Below are 20,043 nucleotides of genomic sequence, written 5' to 3'. Positions count from 1 at the left end.
TTTGGCGGCAAGTCTCGCAAGAGACGCATGTGCTGGCAAGCGCTGGGTTTTTCCGTTGGGCGAAACGGCATTGTTGCCTGGCGCTATTTGTGATTGAAGGTCGATCTGGGGCTCACGAGTCGAGGCGTTCTGATTGCGTAAACCGGACATTCGTACCGGTCCGCGGCATCCGCGTATTGCGGTCGCGGGCTATGAGATCACGCGCCGCCTCGGTGAATCTGTGCTGGCGAAGCGTGGCCTGCACAAGGCCAACGGCGAGTTCGCGCAGCGCACGATCGCCTCGATCCGCGAGCGGCTGCAACGCGGCGAGACCATCTACATCGCGGGTCTCGCCTGCCCCGGCACGCACAACACCGGCGTTGCGCTGGTCGAGGTCACCCAGAAGGACGGACCGCGGCTGATCGTCAACAACGAGGAAGAGCGCTTTTCCGGCAACAAGCACACCAACGAGTTTCCGCACCATGCGCTCGACGACATGCGCAAGGTGCTGCAGCGGATGGGCCGCGATATCGGCGACATCGCCGCCTTCGTCACGACATGGGACTATCCCGCGCTGCTGGCGATGCTGATCCGCACCTCGCTGGAGGAAGCGCCGGCGAGCCTCAAATTGCTTCGCGCCCCGATCGCGCCCGCGATCAATCTGCGGCAGCTGGATCAGGTGCGGCGGCTGTCACGCCGGCTCGGCCGGATGTACGGGCTCGGCGAGCAGTTGCCGCTGATCTGCATGCCGCATCACGACAATCACGCCTGGTACTCGTTCACGGCCTCGCCGTTCGCAGATGCGCGCGAGCGGGTTGCGATCGCGGTGCTTGACGGCACCGGCGATGTCGGCTCGATCTCGCTCTATGCCGCCGAGAACGGCGAGATGAAGCAGCTCTATTGCAACGAGAGCCTGTTCGACTCGCTCGGCGCCTTCTACACCGTAATCTCGTCGAGCCAGGGCGGCTGGACCTGGCTGTCCAGCGAGGGCGGCTACATGGGCGCCGCTGCCTGGGGCGACATGAACCGCGCCACCAATCCGTATTACCGGCGGCTGAAGGCGGTGCTGCAGCTTGGGCCGGGCGGCACCGTGCGGCTCAATCGCGCGATGGCCAACTGGTATGCCGATCCCGCCGACAATCCCTATCATCAGCCGCTGATCGACATCCTGGGCCCGCCGCTGCGCCCCGACCAGATCTGGAATCCCGACGCCGTGTTGCGCGTCGAGGACATCAATCATCGCCCCGACACCAAGGACCGGCTCGACAAGGCCGCCGCGACGCAATTGGTGTTCGAGGACGCGATGATCCATGTCATCGATCATCTCTTGCGCATCACCGGCACCGACCGCCTGGTGCTGACCGGCGGCGTGGCGCTGAACGCGCTCGGCAACATGCGTCTGCTCGAGCATTTCGACGAAGCCTGGTTCGAGCGCGCGCAGGGGCGCGAGACGCGGCTGCACATGTGGGTGCCGCCAGTGCCCGGCGATCCCGGCGTGCCAATCGGCGCCGCCTGGCTGTTCGCCCATATGGCGGGCGCTCCGCGCGGCGCGCCGCTGTCGCACGCATTCTATTGCGGGCTGCCGCCCTCGAACGCCGATATCACGACGGCGCTCAGGAACGACGACGTCGCCTCGATGGAGATCGGCAACGTCTCGACGCCGCAAGGCCGCGACGCGATCGCGGATCTGATGGCGAGCATGGTGGCGCAAGGCGGCGTGATCGCGATCTACCAGGGCGCGGCCGAAACCGGCCCGCGCGCGCTCGGCCATCGCTCGATCCTCGCCAACCCCTGCGACCCGCATGTGCGCGAGCGGCTCAACGAGCGCGTCAAATATCGCGAGGCGATCCGGCCGCTAGCACCGATGGCGACGCTGCAGGCCGCGCGCGACTATTTCGAGCTCGAAGACGGCGCGTCCGACGGCGACTACAACGCCTATAATTACATGGTGCTGACCGCGCATTCGAAGCCGGAGGCGCGTGAGAAGATTCCGGCGGTGGTGCATGCCGACGGCACCGGCCGCATCCAGATCGTGCGCGAGATCGACGATCCCCTCACCTATGCCTATCTGAAGGCGCTCGGCCGCCATGTCGGCGTCGAGATGTCGGTCAACACCTCGTTCAACGTCGCAGGCCCCATCGCGCAGACGCCGGCGCAGGCGATCGACACGCTGCGCCGCTCCAGGGGGCTCGATGCCGTGGTGCTGGTCGCCGACGACGGCACCACCTACGCGGCCAGGCACGGCGGCGAGCGTGACAGCGGACGCTTCACCGGCTGGTATGCGGCGTGGAAGCAGGCGCGCGGCTGAACCAGCCCAGCACGCGGCCGTCGATCAGGAGCAGCGCGCTGGCGATCACGAGCGCGCCGATCACCTCGCGCGGCGCGACCGGCTCGCCGAGCACGAGTGTGCCGAGCAGCATCGCGGTCACCGGGATGAGCAACGTCACCAGCATCACATTGGTCGCGCCGGAGCGCTGCAGGATCTTAAAGAACACGATGTAGGCCAGCGCCGTCGACAGCGCCGCGAGCCCGAGCACGGCGAGCCATGTGGCCGGATGCGGCATCGGCAGCAGCCACGGCCGCTCCACCACACCGGCAACGGGCGCCATCATCGCGGCCGATGCGATCATCTGGAACGTCGCCGTGCCCAGTGGCGGCACCCGCTGTGGCAGCCGCCGCCCGACCAGCGCCGCAATGCCGTAGCTGAAGGCGCCCGCGAGGCACAGCAGGATGCCGATGCCCTGCCGGCTCTCGAAGCCGAGCGCATCGCCATGCAGGATCGCGACCCCGATCAGGCCGACCACCACGCCCGCGACGCGGCGCGCCTGCAGCCGCTCTTCGCCGGCGGCCGCCATCACGACCACCGCAAACAGCGGCGTCGTCGCATTGAGGATCGAGGCGAGGCCACTCGGAATGTAGGTCTGCCCGAACACGATCAGCGAGAACGGCAGCACATTGTTGAACAGCCCCATCGCGACAAACGGCGCCCATCCGGACACGCCGCGCGGCCATTCGATCTTCGCGGCCCGCAGCAGCGGCAGCAGCAGGACTGTGCCGAGCACCACGCGCAGCAGCACCAGGGTCAGCGGCGGCAATTCGCGCAGGATCACGCCGTTAAGGAAGAACGAGCCACCCCAGAGCACCGACAGCAGACCCAGCAGCCCCCAGTCGCGGCTATCAATGCGGTTGTCGGTGGAAGGCATGTCGGGCACTCACCTGCACTCGAACAGGTGACTAGCGCAGGCTTGCGAATATTCCCACCCGATTTCCGTGAATGGCGGCCCGGCCTATTTCGGCCGCGACACGATCTCGATCATCTGGCCTTCGTCGGCATCGGGCGCATGGGCCTTGGCCTTGTCATAGGCGCCCAGCGCGGCGCGGCTCACCGGCACGCCGGGCAGCAGCGCTTCGGCCAGCCGCACGGCGTAATCGGCATCCTTGTGGCGCAGCGCCGCGGTGAAGGACGCGCCGGAGAAGTTGCGGTCGATCATCCGCCTGGAGTGGCGGATCACCTGCGGGCTCGCGATCGCGCCGGTCGCGAGCGCCTCCGCCACCAGCTGCATGTCGAGACCGGCCTGCTCGGCGATCGCAATGCCCTCGGCAAGGCTCGCGATCTGCACTGCGCCGATCAGATTGTTGATCAGCTTGAACACGGTGCCGGTGCCGACCGCGCCGAAATGACGGATCGTGCTGCCGATCGGAGTGAGGAACGGCTGCGCCCGCTCGAGATCGGCGGGATCAGCCCCCACCAGCAGCGTCAGCTTGCCGGCAGCCGCCGCCTCCGGCAGGCCGGTGACGGGACAATCGATGTAGATCAGGCCGCGGCTGCGCAACTCGTGCGCCATGTCGAGCGTGTGCTGGTAGGAGACCGTGGAGCATTCGATCGCGAGCGTGCCGGCCTTCATGGTGGCGGCGGCGCCGTCCTTGGTCAGCCAGACTGCGCGCGATGCCTCGTCGTCGGCGACCATGGTCACGACGGCATCGGCATCGATCGCGGCATCTTCCGGCGAGGTCGCCCACTGCGCGCCGCGCGCGATCAAATCCTCGGCCTTGGCCTTGCTGCGGTTCCACACCGCGACCGTGAAGCCGGCATCGAGGTAACGGCCAGCCATCCCATGGCCCATGCGTCCCAATCCGATGAAAGCGACGCGCGGCATGGGCTAATCCACATCCTCGACGGAGCCGGGCCCGGTGCCGAAGGCCCGCTGCGCCAGCGTCGCCGCCATGAATTCATCGAGATCGCCGTCGAGCACGCCCGAGGTGTCGGAGGTCTGCACGCCGGTGCGCAAATCCTTCACCATCTGGTAGGGCTGCAGCACGTAGGAGCGGATCTGGTGACCCCAGCCGATATCGGTCTTGGCGGCCTGATCGGCGGCGGCCTGCTCCTCGCGCTTCTTCAGCTCCATCTCGTAGAGCCGCGCGCGCAACATGTCCCAGGCCTGCGCCCGGTTCTTGTGCTGGGAGCGGCCGGCCTGGCAGACCACCGCGATGCCGGTCGGGATGTGCGTCAGGCGCACCGCCGACTCGGTCTTGTTGACGTGCTGGCCGCCGGCGCCGCCCGACCGCATCGTGTCGGTGCGGACATCGGACTCCTTGATCTCGATCTTGATGCTGTCGTCGATCACGGGGAAAATCTGCACCGACGAGAACGAGGTGTGTCGCCGCGCATTCGAGTCGAATGGCGAGATCCGCACTAGGCGATGCACGCCGGCCTCGGTCTTCAGCCAGCCATAGGCATTGTGGCCGGAGATCTGGATGGTGGCGGACTTGATGCCGGCCTCTTCGCCCTGCGACTCCTCGAGAAACTCGATCTTGAAACCGTGCTTCTCGGCCCAGCGCGTGTACATGCGCAGCAGCATCTGCGCCCAGTCCTGGCTCTCGGTGCCGCCTGCGCCGGCATGGACTTCGAGATAGGAATCGAACTTGTCGGCCTCGCCCGAGAGCAGCGCCTCGAGCTCGCGCCGGGCGACCTCCTTCTTGAGGTCCTTGAGCGCCTTCTCGGCCTCGGCGACCACGGCCGCATCGTTCTCGGCCTCGCCGAGCTCGATCATGCCGACCTGATCCTCGAGCTCGCGCTCGACCTTGCCGATTCCAGAGAGCGCGTCCTCCAATGAGGTCCGCTCCTGCATCAGCCGCTGGGCCTTCTGGGGATCGTTCCAGAGATTGGGGTCTTCTGCGAGCTTGTTCAGCTCAGCGAGGCGTGCCGTCGATTGATCGACGTCAAAGATGCCTCCTCAGCAGCCCGACTGACTGCTTGATCTCTTCAACAAGGCGTTCGATTTCCGCGCGCATGGTCTTTCAGGTGTTGGCAAAAAAGCTTGCCGGGGATGTAGCGGCCGGCGCGGCAAAGCGCAATCGGGTTATCCCGGCGATTTGGGCACGAAGCCGATTAATACAGCCCGCCGGTTCCCGGACGCATAAAGAAGCCGCCATCCGGCTGTCCACCACTCTGCGACGGCTGGGGGCCGGGACCGGGGCCACGGCCGTCGGCATCGGCGACACCGATGACCGAGTAGTTGTCCGGCGGCGCGGTGCCCGGCTTGAAGGCCTCGAGGATGGTGTTGCCGCTATCGCCGGGGCCGGCCCGCATGCCGGACTTGGCGTCGACGCGGATCAGCTTGATGCCGGCGGGAACCTTGAACGGCGTCGGCGGCTTGTCGGCGAGCGCAAGCTTGAGGAAGTCGCGGGCGATTGGTGCCGCGACGTGGCCGCCGGTGGCTGCGCGGCCCAGATTGCGCGGCTTGTCGTAGCCCATATAGACGCCGACCGCGAGATCCGGCGAGAAGCCGACGAACCAGACGTCCTTCTCGTCGTTGGTGGTGCCGGTCTTGCCGGCGATCGGCTTGCCGACCTCCTTGACGACGGTGGCGGTGCCGCGCTGGACCACGCCTTCCATCATCTCGGTGATCTGGTAGGCGGTCATCGGATCGAGCACCTGCTCGCGGCGGTCGACGAGCTGCGGCTCGGGCTGGCTCTTCCAGCCAGCGGGCGCGTCGCAGCCGCGGCATTCGCGGGTGTCGTGCTTGAAGATGGTGTGGCCGTAGCGGTCCTGGATGCGATCGATCAGCGTCGGCTTCACCCGACGGCCGCCATTGGCGAACATCGAATACGCGGTAACCATGCGCATGACGGTCGTTTCACCGGCACCCAGCGCATACGACAGATAGTTCGGCAATTCGTCATAGACGCCGAACCGCTTGGCGTATTCGCCGACCAGCGGCATGCCGATGTCCTGCGCGAGCCGCACCGTCACGGTGTTGAGCGAGCGCTGCAGCGCGTTGCGCAGCGTGGTCGGCCCATAATACTTGCCGGTCGAATAGTTCTCCGGACGCCACACGCCCCCGCCCTGCCCCTGATCGATCTCGATCGGCGCATCGATCACGGTGGTCGACGGCGTGTAGCCGTTGTCCAGCGCCGACGAGTACACGATGGGCTTGAACGACGATCCGGGCTGCCGGTAGGCCTGCGTCGCGCGGTTGAACTGGCTCTGGTCGAACGAGAAGCCGCCGACCATCGCGAGCACGCGGCCGGTCCACGGATCCATCGCCACCATCGCGCCGGAGACTTCGGGCAATTGCCGCAGGCGGTACTGGCCTTCGACCGCCGTGCCCTCCTTGGTCACCAGCGGATCGGCATAGATCACGTCGCCCGGCTGCAGCACCTGCGAAACCGCCGTCGGCGCCTTGCCCTTGGCCTTGGCCCAGCGCACCCCATCCATCGTGATGATGCCGGTCTGCCGCTCCTTGCTGACCGCGCCACCGAGCTCGCGGCCCGGCTGGAAGCCGATCCGCGCCGACTGGTCGCTGGTCTCCAGCACCACGGCCATCCGCCATGGCGAGATGTCGGAGAGCGATTTGACGTCGGCAAGCTTGACGCCCCAGTCGCCCGACACATCGAGCTTGTGGAGCGCACCGCGCCAGCCCTGCGCCTCATCGTAATTGACGAGACCCGCCACCATGGTCTTGCGCGCCATCACCTGGATCTTGGGATCCAGCGTGGTGCGGACCGACAGCCCGCCCTCGTAGAGTTTCTTTTCGCCGTAGCGCTCGAAGATGTCGCGGCGGACCTCCTCGGCGAAATATTCGCCGGCGAAGATATGCGCGCCGTTGGAACGGCTGGTGACGACGAGCGGGTCCTTGCGCGCCTTGTCGGCGTCGGCCTGCTTGATCCAGCCGTTCTCGAGCAGGCGATCGATCACATAGTTGCGGCGCTCGATCGCGCGATCGCGGTTGCGCACGGGATGCAATGCAGCCGGTGCCTTCGGCAGCGCGGCGAGATAGGACGCCTCCGCGATCGTCAGCTCGTTGACCGACTTGTCGAAATAGACCAGCGACGCCGCCGCGATGCCGTAGGCGCCGAGCCCGAGATAGATTTCGTTGAGATAAAGTTCGAGGATGCGGTCCTTGGAATAGGCGCGCTCAATGCGCATCGCCAGCAAGGCTTCCTTGATCTTGCGGGCGAACGACACTTCGTTGGTGAGCAGGAAGTTCTTCGCGACCTGCTGGGTGATGGTGGAGGCGCCCTGCGGGCGGCGGTTCGAGCCGTAGTTCTGCGCATAGAGAACGGCGGCGCGCGCCATGCCCTGATAGTCGATGCCGCCGTGCTCGTAGAAGTTCTTGTCCTCGGCGGCGAGGAACGCGTTGATCACGAGCTTCGGCACCGCCTGGATCGGCAGATAGAGCCGGCGCTCCTTGGAGTATTCGCCGAGCAGCGCGCCGTCGGAGGCATGCACGCGGGTCATCACCGGCGGCTCGTAATCCTGGAGCTGCGAGTAGTCGGGCAGATCCTTGGAGAAATGCCAGATCGCGCCGGCGACGGCGGCGACACCAACCAGGAACACAACGGTTCCAGCGGCGAACAAGAAACCCATGAACCGCACGAGCAGGCGCATTATCGACGTTCCGTTCCTACCCTCCGGCGCTCAGTCGTCGGGAGCGCCTGTCCAAAAGAGCGAAAGCCTCAAACAAAGCCTCGCACAACGAAGGCTCAAACAACGAGGCCTTACACAACGAAGCCTTGGCCCAGCGAGCCGCCTTGCGCGCGCGAATATACAAGAGCCGCCGGACAATATGGTCGATTCTGCGGGCCTGCGGTCCATTGTCTATACCGTCGCCGCTGTGGCCAAACTAGGGCTTCCCGGCAACGGAGCGGCCTTTTCAGGCGGCCAATTTCACTTTGCCGGTCCGGCGGTTGCCAGCCGTTTGGCGAAGAACGCGTCGATCGCCTGGGCCATGGCGCCAACGGCCTTGTTCCGCCAGGTCTCGGAGACCAGGTGCTCGAGGTCGCCCTTGTTGGAGACGTAGCCAATCTCGACCAGCACGGACGGCACGTCGGGGGCCTTCAGCACCCGGAAACCGGCCGACTTGAGCGGATGCTTGTGCATCCGCACCGAGGTCTTCATCTCGTCCATCAGGAGACGGGCGAAGCGGTTGGAGAAGGTCTTGGTTTCGCGCTGCGCGAGGTCGATCAGGATGTCGGCGACCTCGGTCGGCTCGTCCGTCAGGTTCACGCCGGCGATGGCATCGGCCTTGTTTTCCGCCTCGGCGAGCCGTTCGGCCTCGGCGTCGGAAGCCTTGTCCGACACCGTGTAGATCGTGGCGCCCTGGGCATCGCCTTCGCGGCGCGGCAGAGCGTCGGCATGAATCGAGACAAACAGCGCCGCCGACTGGGTTCGGGCGATCTTCACCCGGTCATTCAGCGGAATGAAGGTGTCGTCGGACCGGGTCATAACCACCCGATACTTGCCCGACTTCTCGATCCGGTCGCGCAGGGCAAGGCCAAAGCCCAGCACCAGATTCTTCTCCGTCTCGCCGCCGGACTGGGTGCCGTTGTCGATACCGCCGTGACCGGGATCGATCACGATCAATGGACGGGGATCGGTGACCGCGACCGGCGGCAGCGCCGCTGTTGTGACCGGCGGAACCGTGACGGTGTTGCTGCTGGTGTTGGCATCGGAAATCGCCGGCTTCAGTTCGGGCCGGCTCTCGGGCGCAAGCGACTGCACGAACGCGGTGCGATCGACCGCTTCGAAGTCCAGCACCAGCCGCGGCGGCTGGCCATTGGCGGCATCGAGCACGTAAGAATTGGCGATCTTCACCGGCCCGGCCAGGTCGAACACGATTCGCGAGCCGCCCGGCATCACGAGCCCATAGCGGAATGCCTTCACCAGTCCCCGCCCCGCCGAGCCGGTACCGGCCGCGAGTTGGAAATTGACCTGCGGGATATCGACCACGACGCGGTAGGGGTCAGCCAGCGGAAAGGCGCGAAACTCGATCTTGCGGTCGAGGTCGAGGATGAATCGGGTCTGCTTGTCGTCGCCGGCGAGCCTGGCGCCGGACGCGACCGGGAAATTCGGGGCATTCGCGGCCGGGGCGCTCGCGGTGGGGGTAGACGCGCCGCCCTGCGGTCCCTCGGCGGCGCTCGGAGCGCTGGCTACAGCAAACACCAATGCTGCGGTGCACAACAGCCCGCATCCCAGAAAAACAAGGTGATTTGCACGGCTCGCCACCCGATTCGGAGCCTCCCGACTGCTTCTTACCGCATTAGAACCGGACGGTTAATCGCACCCTAATGACGCCCAGGCGAAAAGAACCGAGTGTTGCGGCGGCGTGACGCTTCCCTTGCACGCGGCGGTCAATCCACGTATGTACGGGGTGCTGACGGCTAGTACTCCCGGTTGTGTCGCGTTCAGCCTCCCGGTGCAGCGGTGGAACCTTCCAGATCGAAGATCCCGCCGTGTTTTTCCGGTCCCTCCCCAGCCAGCGCCGCGCGCGGCTGACATGGAGTGGCGGATTCGAGCCCGAGCGGCGTCCGGTCCCAGGCACACTCCCTCGCCAGAGGGACGGTTTGAGACACGGCATAACTGATTATCCGGTCCCTTGGGGCCTCGATATGCGATGGCCGGCAGGCGCTTCGGCGCCAGGCGGGGTCTTCAGCAAAAGATACGGCGGTATTTCTCGCCGCCAACATGTTTAGACGGGCCGACGCTTAATGCGCCAGACTGTATTGCCGACCAGGATCCCCCGAATGATCGCGCTGACGCGAGGTGAAAGCTTCGCCCGTCGGATCATCCCGGTGGGTTCCCGTCCGGCGCTGCGCCGCGAGACGCGTTTTGGCCTTCCCCTCACCCCCGAATCAGGTGGACCGTCGCGTCACCGGGCGGCGCTATTTGCGCGCGCCATGATCCGCGCCCGCCGCCGCCAAGAGCTCCAAAATGCCCAACAAGATGTTGATCGATGCCACCCACCCGGAAGAGACCCGGGTCGTCGTGGTCCGTGGCAATCGCGTCGAAGAGTTTGATTTCGAGACCGCCCAGCGCAAGCAGCTGCGCGGCAACATTTACCTCGCCAAGGTCACGCGCGTAGAGCCGTCGCTGCAGGCCGCCTTCATCGAGTATGGCGGCAATCGGCACGGCTTCCTGGCCTTCAGCGAAATCCATCCCGACTACTACCAGATTCCGGTCGCCGACCGTCAGGCGCTGATCGAAGCCGACGAACGCGCCCATCGCGAGGCCGAGGAAGAGCACGAGAACCGCGGCCATCGCCGCCGGTCGCGCCACCGCAACGCCCGTCGCCGCGGCCATGGCGAGCGCGTCCAGAGCGAGGTGATCGAGGGCGCTGGCGACGCGCAGGCGCAGCCGGCCATTGAGGCTCACGAGCACCCCGTCGATGCCGCGCATCATGAACATGATGCCGGGCATCACGATCATGGCGTGGTCGCCTACCAAGGTCACGAGCATGATGCGCATGATCATGCCCGTCACGAGGACCATGAGCATCACCACCATGATCACGAGCATCACGATGCTCATGGTCACGACGATCATGACCACGACCACCACGACCACGATCATGCGCACGATCACGACCACGCCCCGGCAGCGAGCGAGGCGCCGGCCGCCGAGTCCGACCCCGTGGTCGCGGCGGTCGAAGCCTCGGTCGCGTCTGCCGCGCCTGAGGCCGTCGAGACGGTCGAAGTCAATCATGAGCCTGACCGGGCCCATCAGGAACAGGTCGAAGAGAACGCCGCGCATGCCGACGACGCTCCGCATATCGCTGCGGGCGAAGTTCACCCCACCGCGGATGAGCACGCGGGCGCCGAATACGCCCCGTTGGCGGATGTGACCGCGTCCGAGGCCCGGCACGGCGACGAGGCCGGCGAAGATGATGACGAGGACGACGGCGAGGAAGGCGAGGAAGAGGATGTCGTCGAGTCCGTCGGCGGCGACGATGTGCTCGAGGAGGTTCCGGAGCGCGCGTTCCGCCCGCGCCGCCAGTACAAGATCCAGGAAGTGATCAAGCGCCGGCAGGTGATGCTGGTGCAGGTCGTCAAGGAAGAGCGCGGCAACAAGGGCGCCGCGCTGACCACCTATCTGTCGCTCGCCGGTCGCTATGCCGTGCTGATGCCCAACACCGCGCGCGGCGGCGGCATCAGCCGCAAGATCACCTCCGCGCAGGACCGCTCGCGGCTCAAGGAAGTGGTGCAGGATCTCGACGTGCCCGAGGGCATGGGGATCATCCTGCGCACCGCCGGCGCCTCCCGCAGCAAGCCGGAGATCAAGCGCGACTTCGAGTACCTGATCCGGATGTGGGAAACGGTGCGCGACCTGACGCTGAAGTCGCAGGCGCCGACGCTGGTCTACGAGGAAGGCTCGCTGATCAAGCGCTCGCTGCGCGACCTCTACAACAAGGAGATCGACGAGATCCAGGTGGCGGGCGAAGCCGGCTACCGCGAAGCGCGCGATTTCATGAAGATGCTGATGCCGGCCAATGTGCGCGCCGTGAAGCAGTATCGCGACGGCCAACCGCTGTTCTCGCGCATGGGCGTCGAAAGCCAACTCGACGCGATGTTCTCGCCGACCGTGCAACTGCGCTCCGGCGGCTACATCGTCATCAACCAGACCGAGGCGCTGGTCTCGATCGACGTCAACTCCGGCCGCGCCACGCGCGAGCACCATATCGAGGACACCGCGCTCAAGACCAATCTGGAAGCGGCGGAAGAAGTCGCGCGTCAATTGCGTCTGCGCGATCTCGCCGGCCTGATCGTCATCGACTTCATCGACATGGACGAGAAGCGCAATAACCGCGCGGTCGAGCGCAAGCTGTCCGACTGCCTGCGCCAGGACCGTGCGCGGATCCAGGTCGGCCGCATCTCGCATTTCGGCCTGCTGGAAATGTCGCGCCAGCGCATCCGCGCCAGCGTGCTCGAAAGCTCGACCGAGCCCTGCCCGCAATGCGGCGGAAGCGGTCACGTCCGTTCGGTCTCGTCGGTGGCGCTGCAGCTCTTGCGCGGCATCGAGGAAATCCTGATGAAGGGCGCGACCCACAATCTGGTGGTCCGCACCCGTACCGACGTCGCGCTCTACGTGCTCAACCACAAGCGCGGCCATCTGCGCGACCTCGAAGACTCCTTCCGGGTCTCGCTGTCGATCGTGGCGGACGCCACGGTGCACGGCCAGCAATCCTACATCATCGATCGCGGCGAGCAGGTGCATACGCTCGAGGCCGCCAAGGCGCTGCTGGCTGCGCAAGCCGCCGCCGCGCCGGCCCAGGCCGATGAGGCCGATGACGAGGAAGAGCTGTTCGAATACGAGGTCGAGACCGACGAGACCGAAGGCCTTGCCGACGAGCAGGCCGCCGGCGAGGAAGCCTCTGCCGCCGAGGGCGAAGGTGACGGTCAGCGCCGCAAGCGCCGCCGCCGGCGCCGCGGCCGCGGTGGTGCCAACGAAGCGCGCGAGGGCGCTCCGCAGCCGCGCGAGGACGGCGATCTGATGCATGTCCTGCCCGAAGGCACCGAGGCGGTTGCCGCGCAGGATGCCGAAGGCGACGAGGACGAAGGCGACGAAGCGCAGGGCGCGGCCCGCGATGACCAGTCCGCAAGTGAGGCCGGCAACGGCGATCGCCGCCCGCGCCGCCGCGGACGTCGTGGCGGCCGCCGCCGGCGCGGCAGCGGACCGGATGACGGTCTCGCGGGATCGATCGCCGACGAGCTGAGCCCTGCCGCAGCGCCGGAAGCCGCCGACGCGGTCGCCGATTTCGATAGTCATGACGCGGAGCCGGCCCCCACGCTCGCGCAGCCCGAGCTGTTCGCCCAGCCGCAGGAATGGCAGCCGATCGAGGCTGCACCTGTCGAGGCCGTTGCCACGCCCGCGCCGGAGGCTGCTGCCGCGGCCGCCGACGACACGGCCGCCGAAAGCGACCGCGCGCAGCGGCGCCGTTCGACGGTGCGCGAAAAGGTCAGCTTCGCGTCGAGCCCGCAGCCTGAAACACCAGCGCACGCGCTGGCTCAGAGCCCAGCTGAGGAAGCTGCCCCTGAGCCCGCAGCCGTTGCCCAGGAGGCGGCGCCGGCCGCTACGGCCGAGGCTCCGACCCGCAAGGGCTGGTGGTCGCGCCGCTTCGGCGGCGGAGGCAACTAGCGCTCCCTGGAAGTCAAAACGCCCGGTTCACGCCGGGCGTTTTTATTGGACAGGCAAACCGTTCGTCAGGCGCCGGCGTGACGGAGCCTGACGGAGACGGATTCCAATGCAAAGCGCGATCGTTCTTGGCGGCGGCATGGTGGGCGTCAGCACGGCGCTGCATCTGCAGCGGCGCGGCTGGGCGGTTACGCTCGTCGACCGCAAGGAACCGGGCCGCGAAACCAGCTACGGCAACGCCGGGATCATTCAAAGCGAGGCCGTGCGGCCCTATCCGATGCCGCGCGATCCCGCCACACTCGCCCGGATCGCGATGGGACGCACCAACGACGTACGCTATCGGCTGGCGTCGCTGCCGCAGCACGCGGGTCCGCTGCTGCGCTACTGGTGGAACTCGACGCCCGAGCGGCACCGCGAGGCCACCATCGCCTGGGCGCGCCTGATCGCCCACGCCACTGCCGAGCACGACACGCTGATCCGCGAGGCGCATGCCGACAATCTGATCCGCCGCGCCGGCTATCGCCTGCTGCATCGCGACCCGGCAGCGCTGGAGCAAGCGATCGCAGTCGCCGAAGAGAACCAGCGCGACTTCGGCGTGAAGTTTCGCGTGCTTGATGGCGGCGAGCTCGCCAGGGCGGAGCCTCTGCTGCGCGACGACCTGCCCGGCGCCATTCACTGGCTCGAGCCGTGGACCGTGTCGGACCCCGGCGGTCTCGTCTCGGCCTATGCCGGATTGTTCGAACGCCTCGGCGGCACGCTGCTGCGCGGTGACGCGCAGACGCTGACCGAGACCGCGTCCGGCTGGTCGGTCGACACCGATGGCGGCCGGATCGATGCCGCCCACGTCGTGGTCACGCTCGGGCCGTGGTCACCGCAATTGCTACGCAAGTTCGGCTACCGGATCCCGCTGGTGCGCAAGCGCGGCTACCATATGCATTACCAGGGCGGCCGATCGCTCGACCTACCGCTCGTCGATACCGCGAATGGCTACGCGATGGCGCCGATGGCGAAGGGAATCCGCATCACCACCGGCGCGGAGCTGACCAGTCCGGACGCGCCGGCCACGCCGATCCAGCTTGGCCACGCCGAAGCTGCGGCGCGGCAATTGCTCGAGATCGGCAGCCGCGTCGAGCCCGAGCCCTGGTTCGGCACCCGCCCCTGCACCACCGACATGCTGCCGGTGCTCGGGCCAGCGCCGCGCCATCGCGGGCTGTGGGTGAATTTCGGCCACGGCCATCAGGGTTTTACGCTCGGCCCGGCGACGGCGCGCGTGCTGGCCGAAACGATGAACGGCGAGGCATCCTCGGTGAACACCTCGCCGTATCGGCTTGACCGGTTCTGATTCCGGACGCGAATTAATCGGTTGTCAGCGCGGTCTCCAGGTCGGTCGGATCGATCTGCCGGGCGAGGTTGGCGTTGAGCTTGTCGCGGTCAAGCTCGCCCTCCCACCAGGCGACGATCACGCAGGCGACGCCGTTGCCGCACAGATTGGTCAGCGCGCGGCACTCGCTCATGAACTTGTCGATGCCGAGCACGATCGCCATGCCCGGCACCAGCCGCGGATCGACCACCGCCAGCGTCGCCGCCAGCGTGATGAAGCCCGCGCCGGTGATGCCGGAGGCGCCCTTCGAGGTCAGCATCGCCACGATCAGGATCGTGAGCTGCTGGCCGAAGCTGAGATCGAAGCCGAGCGCCTGCGCGATGAACAACGTCGCCAGCGTCATGTAGATGTTGGTGCCGTCGAGGTTGAACGAGTAGCCCGTGGGCACCACGAGGCCGACGACCGACTTCGAGCAGCCGAGCCGTTCGAGCTTCTCCATCAATGACGGCAGCGCGCTTTCGGACGACGAGGTGCCGAGCACGATCAACAGCTCGTCCTTGATATAGGCCAGGAACTTGAAGATGGAGAACCCGGCGGTCCGCGCGATGAAGCCGAGCACCACGAACACGAACAGCGCCGCGGTCAGATAGAACGTCGCGATCAGCCCCATCAGGTTGAGGATGGCGCCGGTGCCGAACTTGCCGATGGTGAAGGCCATCGCGCCGAACGCGCCGATCGGCGCCGCCCGCATCACGATCGAGATCACGCCGAACACCGCATGCGCGGCGTCGTCGATGAACGAGCGGATGGTGTGGCCGCGCTCGCCCAGCCCCATGAGCGCGAAGCCGAACAGCACCGAGAACAGCAGCACCTGCAGGATCTCGCCCTGCGCGAATGCGCCCACCACGGTGTCCGGAATGATATGCAGCACGAAGTCGACGCTCTTCTGCGCCTCCGCCTGCTTGGCATAGCCGGCAACCGCCTGCGCGTTCGCCGCCGCATTGCCAAAGCCTGCGCCCGGCCTGACCAGATTGCCAACCAGCAAGCCGAGCACCAGCGCGAAGGTCGAGACCACCTCGAAATAGACCAGCGCCTTGACGCCGATGCGGCCTACCTTCTTGGCATCCTGGATATGGGCAATGCCCGACACCACGGTGCAGAAGATGATCGGCGCGATCACCATCTTGATCAGCTTGATGAAGCCGTCGCCGAGCGCCTTGATCCACTCGTTGGTGGCAAGGCTCGGCCAGAACGCGCCGACCAGCGCGCCGAGCACGATCGCGATCAGGACCTGGACATAGAGAATCTTGTACCACGGCTTGCCGGCGCTCGCCGGCGCAGCCGTGGCAACGGTTGTCGTTGCCATGTGTCACTCCCCCTCAGAAGTGGCGGAAATAGCCAAGATCAACTTGGCGGTTGAAGTCAAACTGGAAACTGTGTGTGCGCTGCCGCTTATCCGCGACGATCTGCCGCGCACCGCGCAGCCGAAATCATGGCGCCGGGCTGCAAGACCGATCTGGCTGACAAGACGAACTCCGGAAGGCTCTTGAAGTTTGCGGGCTATTTAAGCCAACGCGCGATCCGCGCAACCGCTTCCTGCATCTCCGCCGCCGAGCGCGCATAGGAAAAACGGATGAAGGCGCGGCCGTGGATCGGATCGAAGTCGACGCCGGGGGTCGCCGCGACATGCGCCTTCTCCAGCATCTCGCTGGCGAAGGCGAAACTGTCGGAGGTGAAGTCGGAGACGTCGGCATAGAGATAGAACGCGCCGTCGGCGGGCAGGAATTTGGTCAGCCCGGCCTTCGGCAGGCCCTCGATCAGGATGCGGCGGTTTTCCTGATAGCCGCGCTTGATCGCCTCCATCTCTTCGCGGCCTTCGAAGGCCGCTTCGGCAGCGATCTGCGACAAGGTCGGCACCGAGATCGACAGGTTCTGCTGCAGCCGTTCGATCGGCCGCACCAGCACGTCGGGCACCACCATCCAGCCGACGCGCCAGCCGGTCATGCAGAAGTATTTCGAGAACGAGTTGATCACCAGCGCGTTCGGCGACAGCTCCGCGGCCGTCACCGCCGGAAATGCGTAGTCGAGGCCGTGATAGATCTCGTCGGAGATGAAGCGGATGCCGGCGCTGTCGGCGGCCGCCATCAGGCTCGACAGCGCCTCTCGCGACATCATGGTGCCGGTCGGGTTGGCGGGACTGCCGACCAGCACGCCCTTCAGCGGCGCCTTGCGATGGGCGGCGAGCAGCGCCTCCCCGGTCAGCGCATGGCGGGTGTCGCCGGAGGTTTCGATCAGCACCGGCTCGCAGCCGAGCGCGGTCAGGATGTGCCGGTACGGCGGATAGCCCGGCACGGTGACCGCAACCCGGTCGCCCGGCTCGAACATCGCAAGAAACGCCAGGATGAATCCTCCCGACGAGCCGGTGGTAACGATGATCCGGTCGGGCGCAATCGCGCAGCCATACGTGTCGCGGTAATGCCGGGCGATGCGCGCGCGCAGCGAGGGGATGCCGAGCGCGGAGGTGTAGTCGATCCGCCCGCCGGCGAGCGCGGCCTGCGCGGCGGCGATCGCCGGCTTCGGCGCACCCTCGGCGGGCTGCCCCACCTCCATGTGGATGACATGGCCGCCCGCCGCCTCGATTCGCGCGGCGGCCGCCATCACGTCCATCACCATGAACGGCGGAACATCGCTCCGGCCGGACGCTGTCAAAAGGCTGCTCACACGGTCTCTCGCTGTCGCTTCACGCATGGATTTCTGCTATTGCACGGCCGCTGCCGAATTCAGGTTCCCGCACCTTCTACCGCCCCAGACTGGCCGCATTCGGTGGCTCCTTATAACGTTTTCAGGCCAAGTGAATAGGCCAAGTGCATACCCGGTTCGCGTGAAGAAGAACTGCAAAAACAACAGACTGCGCCACGCGCCTGATCCGGTCGGGCCCGGAACCGGGCTTCGCCCCGGCGCGGCCAGCCATCGCCGATAGATCGCCCATGCTGTTTCGCCTCGCGCTTCGCACCAGAACCTTCCAGCCGACTGCATCCAAGCTGACCGCATTGCTGACTGCGGTCGCGCTCGCGATTGGTCCCGCCGTCCCTGCGCGGGCCCAGCAGAAGGGCCCGCCGGTGCTGCGCGACACCGAGTCCGAGCAGCTGCTGCGCGAATATACGCGGCCGATCCTGCGCGCCGCCGGTCTGGAGAAGCAGAACATCCAGATCGTGATCATCAACGAAAGCTCGTTCAACGCCTTCGTCGCCGACGGCCGCCGCATCTTCGTCAATTACGGCGCGCTGCTGCAATCGGAGACGCCGAACCAGATCATCGGCGTGCTGGCGCATGAGACCGGCCATCTGGCCGGCGGCCATCTCGCCAAAATGCGCGAGCAGCTGGCGCAGGCGCAGACCCAGATGATCATTGCGATGCTGCTCGGCGTCGGCGCGCTGGCCGCAGGTGCAGCGGGCGGCGGCGGTGGCAGCGGCCTCTCCAGCGCCGGTGCCGCCGCGATCTCGGCGCCGCAGTCGGTCATTCAGCGCACGCTGCTGTCCTATCAGCGCCAGCAGGAAGAAAACGCCGACCGCGCCGGCGTCAGATTCCTGACCGCGACCGGCCAGTCGGCCCGGGGCATGTACGAGACGTTCAAGCGCTTCACCGATGAGAGCCTGTTCGCCTCGCGTGGTGCCGACCCCTATCTGCAATCGCACCCGATGCCGGTCGATCGCGTCTCGGCGCTGGAGGAACTGGCGCGCTCGAGCCCCTATTGGGACAAGAAGGACGATCCGGCGCTGCAGCTGCGTCACGACATGATGCGCGCCAAGATCTCGGGCTTCATGGAGCGGCAGGACACGGTCTACCGCCGCTATCCGCTGTCCAACACCAGCCTGCCGGCGCGCTATGCGCGCGCGATCACGACCTATCTGCACGGCGATCTGCGTTCGGCGATCGCGCAGATCGACGGCTTGATCCAGGTGCAGCCGAACAATCCCTATTTCTACGAATTGCGCGGTCAGGCGCTGCTCGAAGGCGGCCGGCCCAGTGAGGCGATCGCGCCGCTGCGCCGCGCGGTGCAACTCTCCGGCAGCTCACCGCTGATCGAGATGCTGCTCGGTCAGGCCCTGGTTGCTTCGGACAACAAGGCCTACACCGACGATGCGATCAACATGCTGCGCGCCGCGGTGGCGCGCGAGCCCGAGGCGCCGCTCGGCTATACCCAGCTCGCGATGGCCTATGGCCGCAAGGGCGACTATGCCCAGGCCGACCTCGCCTCGGCACAGGCAGCCTACCTCCGCGGCGACAACAAGACCGCCCGCGAGCTGGCGTCGCGCGCCAAGACGCGGTTCGCGATCGGCACGCCCGGCTGGGTCAAAGCTGACGACATTGTGAGCGCCAAGCCCATGCCGGGTCAGAAAAACAACTAGAAATAAACCGTAGTTCGATACAACGATCACCGAAACCGGCTCACGGCCCCGCCGCATTTTGGGCCACCTCGAACAAGGATTTTGTCATGCCAGCGCTTCGTTTTCTTGCCCCTGCCCTGCTCGCGCTCGGCATCTGTGCCGCGCCGCTGTCGGCGTCCGCGCAGAGCTTCAACGACACCCAGCGCGGCGACATCGAGACCATCGTGCGCAACTATCTGATCGCGCACCCCGAGGTGCTCGAGGAGGCGATGAACGAGCTGAGCAAGCGGCAGGCCGCCGCCGAAGCCGAGAAGCATGAACAGAGCGTCGCCAAGAACGCCGACACCATCTTCAACTCGCCGCGCGGCGTCTTCCTCGGCAACAAGGACGGCGACGTCACCTTCGTCGAGTTCTTCGATTACAATTGCGGCTACTGCAAGCGCGCGATGTCCGACATGATGGACCTGATGAAGGCGGATCCGAAGCTGAAGGTCGTGCTGAAGGAATTCCCGGTGCTGAGCCAGGGCTCGGTCGAGGCCGCGCAGGTCGCGGTCGCCGTGCGCATGCAGGATCCGACCGGCAAGAAGTATCTCGACTTCCACCAGAAGCTATTGGGCGGCCGCGGTGCCGCCGACAAGGCGCGCGCGCTGGCGGTTGCCAAGGAGGTCGGCCTCGACATGACCAAGCTCGAGAAGGACATGGCAAGCCCCGAAGTGAAGGCGACCATCGAGGAGAACTTCCGCCTCGCCGAATCCATGGGCATGAACGGCACGCCGAGCTACGTGATCGGCAAGCAGGTCGTGATCGGCGCCGTCGGCGTCGACAATCTCAAGGAGAAGATCGGCATCGCCCGCTGCGGCAAGGCGACCTGCTGATCGCGCTTTCGCCGACGCTCATTCGCTCAACGAAATCCGGCTGCCAGGCAGCCGGATTTTTTTTATTGC

General features: G+C 66.4%; 12 protein-coding genes. 5 read left to right on the top strand and 7 right to left on the bottom strand.

Features of this window, described 5'->3' with window-relative positions:
* Window positions 1-133: 133 nt before the first annotated feature.
* Window positions 134-2,287, top strand: a complete 2,154-nt coding sequence (locus WDM24_RS18770) for a carbamoyltransferase C-terminal domain-containing protein (RefSeq protein WP_338832056.1) — start codon at window positions 134-136, stop codon at window positions 2,285-2,287.
* On the opposite strand, the gene WDM24_RS18765 is transcribed toward WDM24_RS18770, so the two are convergent.
* The 5 genes from WDM24_RS18765 to WDM24_RS18745 all read right to left on the bottom strand — a co-directional run bounded on the left by WDM24_RS18765 (window position 2,247) and on the right by WDM24_RS18745 (window position 9,487).
* A complete protein-coding gene (locus tag WDM24_RS18765) occupies window positions 2,247-3,182 on the bottom strand; it encodes a DMT family transporter (RefSeq protein WP_338832055.1) in 936 nt (311 codons plus the stop codon). The genes WDM24_RS18770 and WDM24_RS18765 overlap by 41 nt on opposite strands.
* Window positions 3,183-3,266: 84 nt before the next feature.
* Window positions 3,267-4,136, bottom strand: coding sequence for an NAD(P)-dependent oxidoreductase (locus WDM24_RS18760; protein ID WP_338832054.1), 870 nt, complete (start codon window positions 4,134-4,136; stop codon window positions 3,267-3,269).
* A 3-nt stretch (window positions 4,137-4,139) separates the two neighbouring features.
* Window positions 4,140-5,271 (bottom strand): peptide chain release factor 2 gene (prfB, locus tag WDM24_RS18755; RefSeq protein ID WP_166204679.1). Its coding sequence is split into 2 segments (ribosomal slippage): window positions 4,140-5,201 and window positions 5,203-5,271, totalling 1,131 coding nucleotides; the frame shifts between segments, so codons are not numbered across the junction.
* Window positions 5,272-5,368: 97 nt separating this feature from the next.
* Window positions 5,369-7,870 (bottom strand): penicillin-binding protein 1A, encoded by a 2,502-nt coding sequence (locus WDM24_RS18750; protein ID WP_338832053.1) that lies wholly within the window; start codon window positions 7,868-7,870, stop codon window positions 5,369-5,371.
* A gap of 279 nt (window positions 7,871-8,149) precedes the next feature.
* Entirely contained in the window at window positions 8,150-9,487 is a 1,338-nt protein-coding gene (locus WDM24_RS18745) for an N-acetylmuramoyl-L-alanine amidase (RefSeq protein WP_338832052.1), read from the bottom strand.
* A gap of 705 nt (window positions 9,488-10,192) precedes the next feature.
* Between WDM24_RS18745 and WDM24_RS18740 the strand changes: the two genes are divergently transcribed.
* Window positions 10,193-13,393, top strand: coding sequence for an Rne/Rng family ribonuclease (locus WDM24_RS18740; protein WP_338832051.1), 3,201 nt, complete (start codon window positions 10,193-10,195; stop codon window positions 13,391-13,393).
* Between the two features lie 106 nt (window positions 13,394-13,499).
* On the top strand, window positions 13,500-14,732 hold the full coding sequence (locus WDM24_RS18735) for an NAD(P)/FAD-dependent oxidoreductase (RefSeq protein ID WP_166294890.1): 1,233 nt from the start codon (window positions 13,500-13,502) through the stop codon (window positions 14,730-14,732).
* Between the two features lie 13 nt (window positions 14,733-14,745).
* Here WDM24_RS18735 and WDM24_RS18730 read toward each other — a convergent pair whose 3' ends face one another.
* Window positions 14,746-16,077 (bottom strand): dicarboxylate/amino acid:cation symporter, encoded by a 1,332-nt coding sequence (locus WDM24_RS18730; protein ID WP_165123431.1) that lies wholly within the window; start codon window positions 16,075-16,077, stop codon window positions 14,746-14,748.
* A 194-nt stretch (window positions 16,078-16,271) separates the two neighbouring features.
* Window positions 16,272-17,459 (bottom strand): pyridoxal phosphate-dependent aminotransferase, encoded by a 1,188-nt coding sequence (locus WDM24_RS18725; protein WP_338700518.1) that lies wholly within the window; start codon window positions 17,457-17,459, stop codon window positions 16,272-16,274.
* 239 nt (window positions 17,460-17,698) lie between these two features.
* On the opposite strand from WDM24_RS18725, the gene WDM24_RS18720 reads away from it, so the two are divergent.
* Together WDM24_RS18720 and WDM24_RS18715 are read left to right on the top strand one after the other, a co-directional pair.
* The gene (locus tag WDM24_RS18720) at window positions 17,699-19,120 is read left to right on the top strand and encodes a M48 family metalloprotease (protein WP_338700516.1); all 1,422 of its coding nucleotides are present in this window, start codon (window positions 17,699-17,701) and stop codon (window positions 19,118-19,120) included.
* An 86-nt stretch (window positions 19,121-19,206) separates the two neighbouring features.
* Window positions 19,207-19,974, top strand: coding sequence for a DsbA family protein (locus WDM24_RS18715; RefSeq protein WP_166204671.1), 768 nt, complete (start codon window positions 19,207-19,209; stop codon window positions 19,972-19,974).
* Window positions 19,975-20,043 lie beyond the last annotated feature (69 nt).

The sequence above is a fragment of the Bradyrhizobium sp. 27S5 genome, assembly GCF_037217225.1.
Classification (GTDB): domain Bacteria; phylum Pseudomonadota; class Alphaproteobacteria; order Rhizobiales; family Xanthobacteraceae; genus Bradyrhizobium; species Bradyrhizobium septentrionale.
This window is presented reverse-complemented; position numbering and strand designations above follow the sequence as displayed.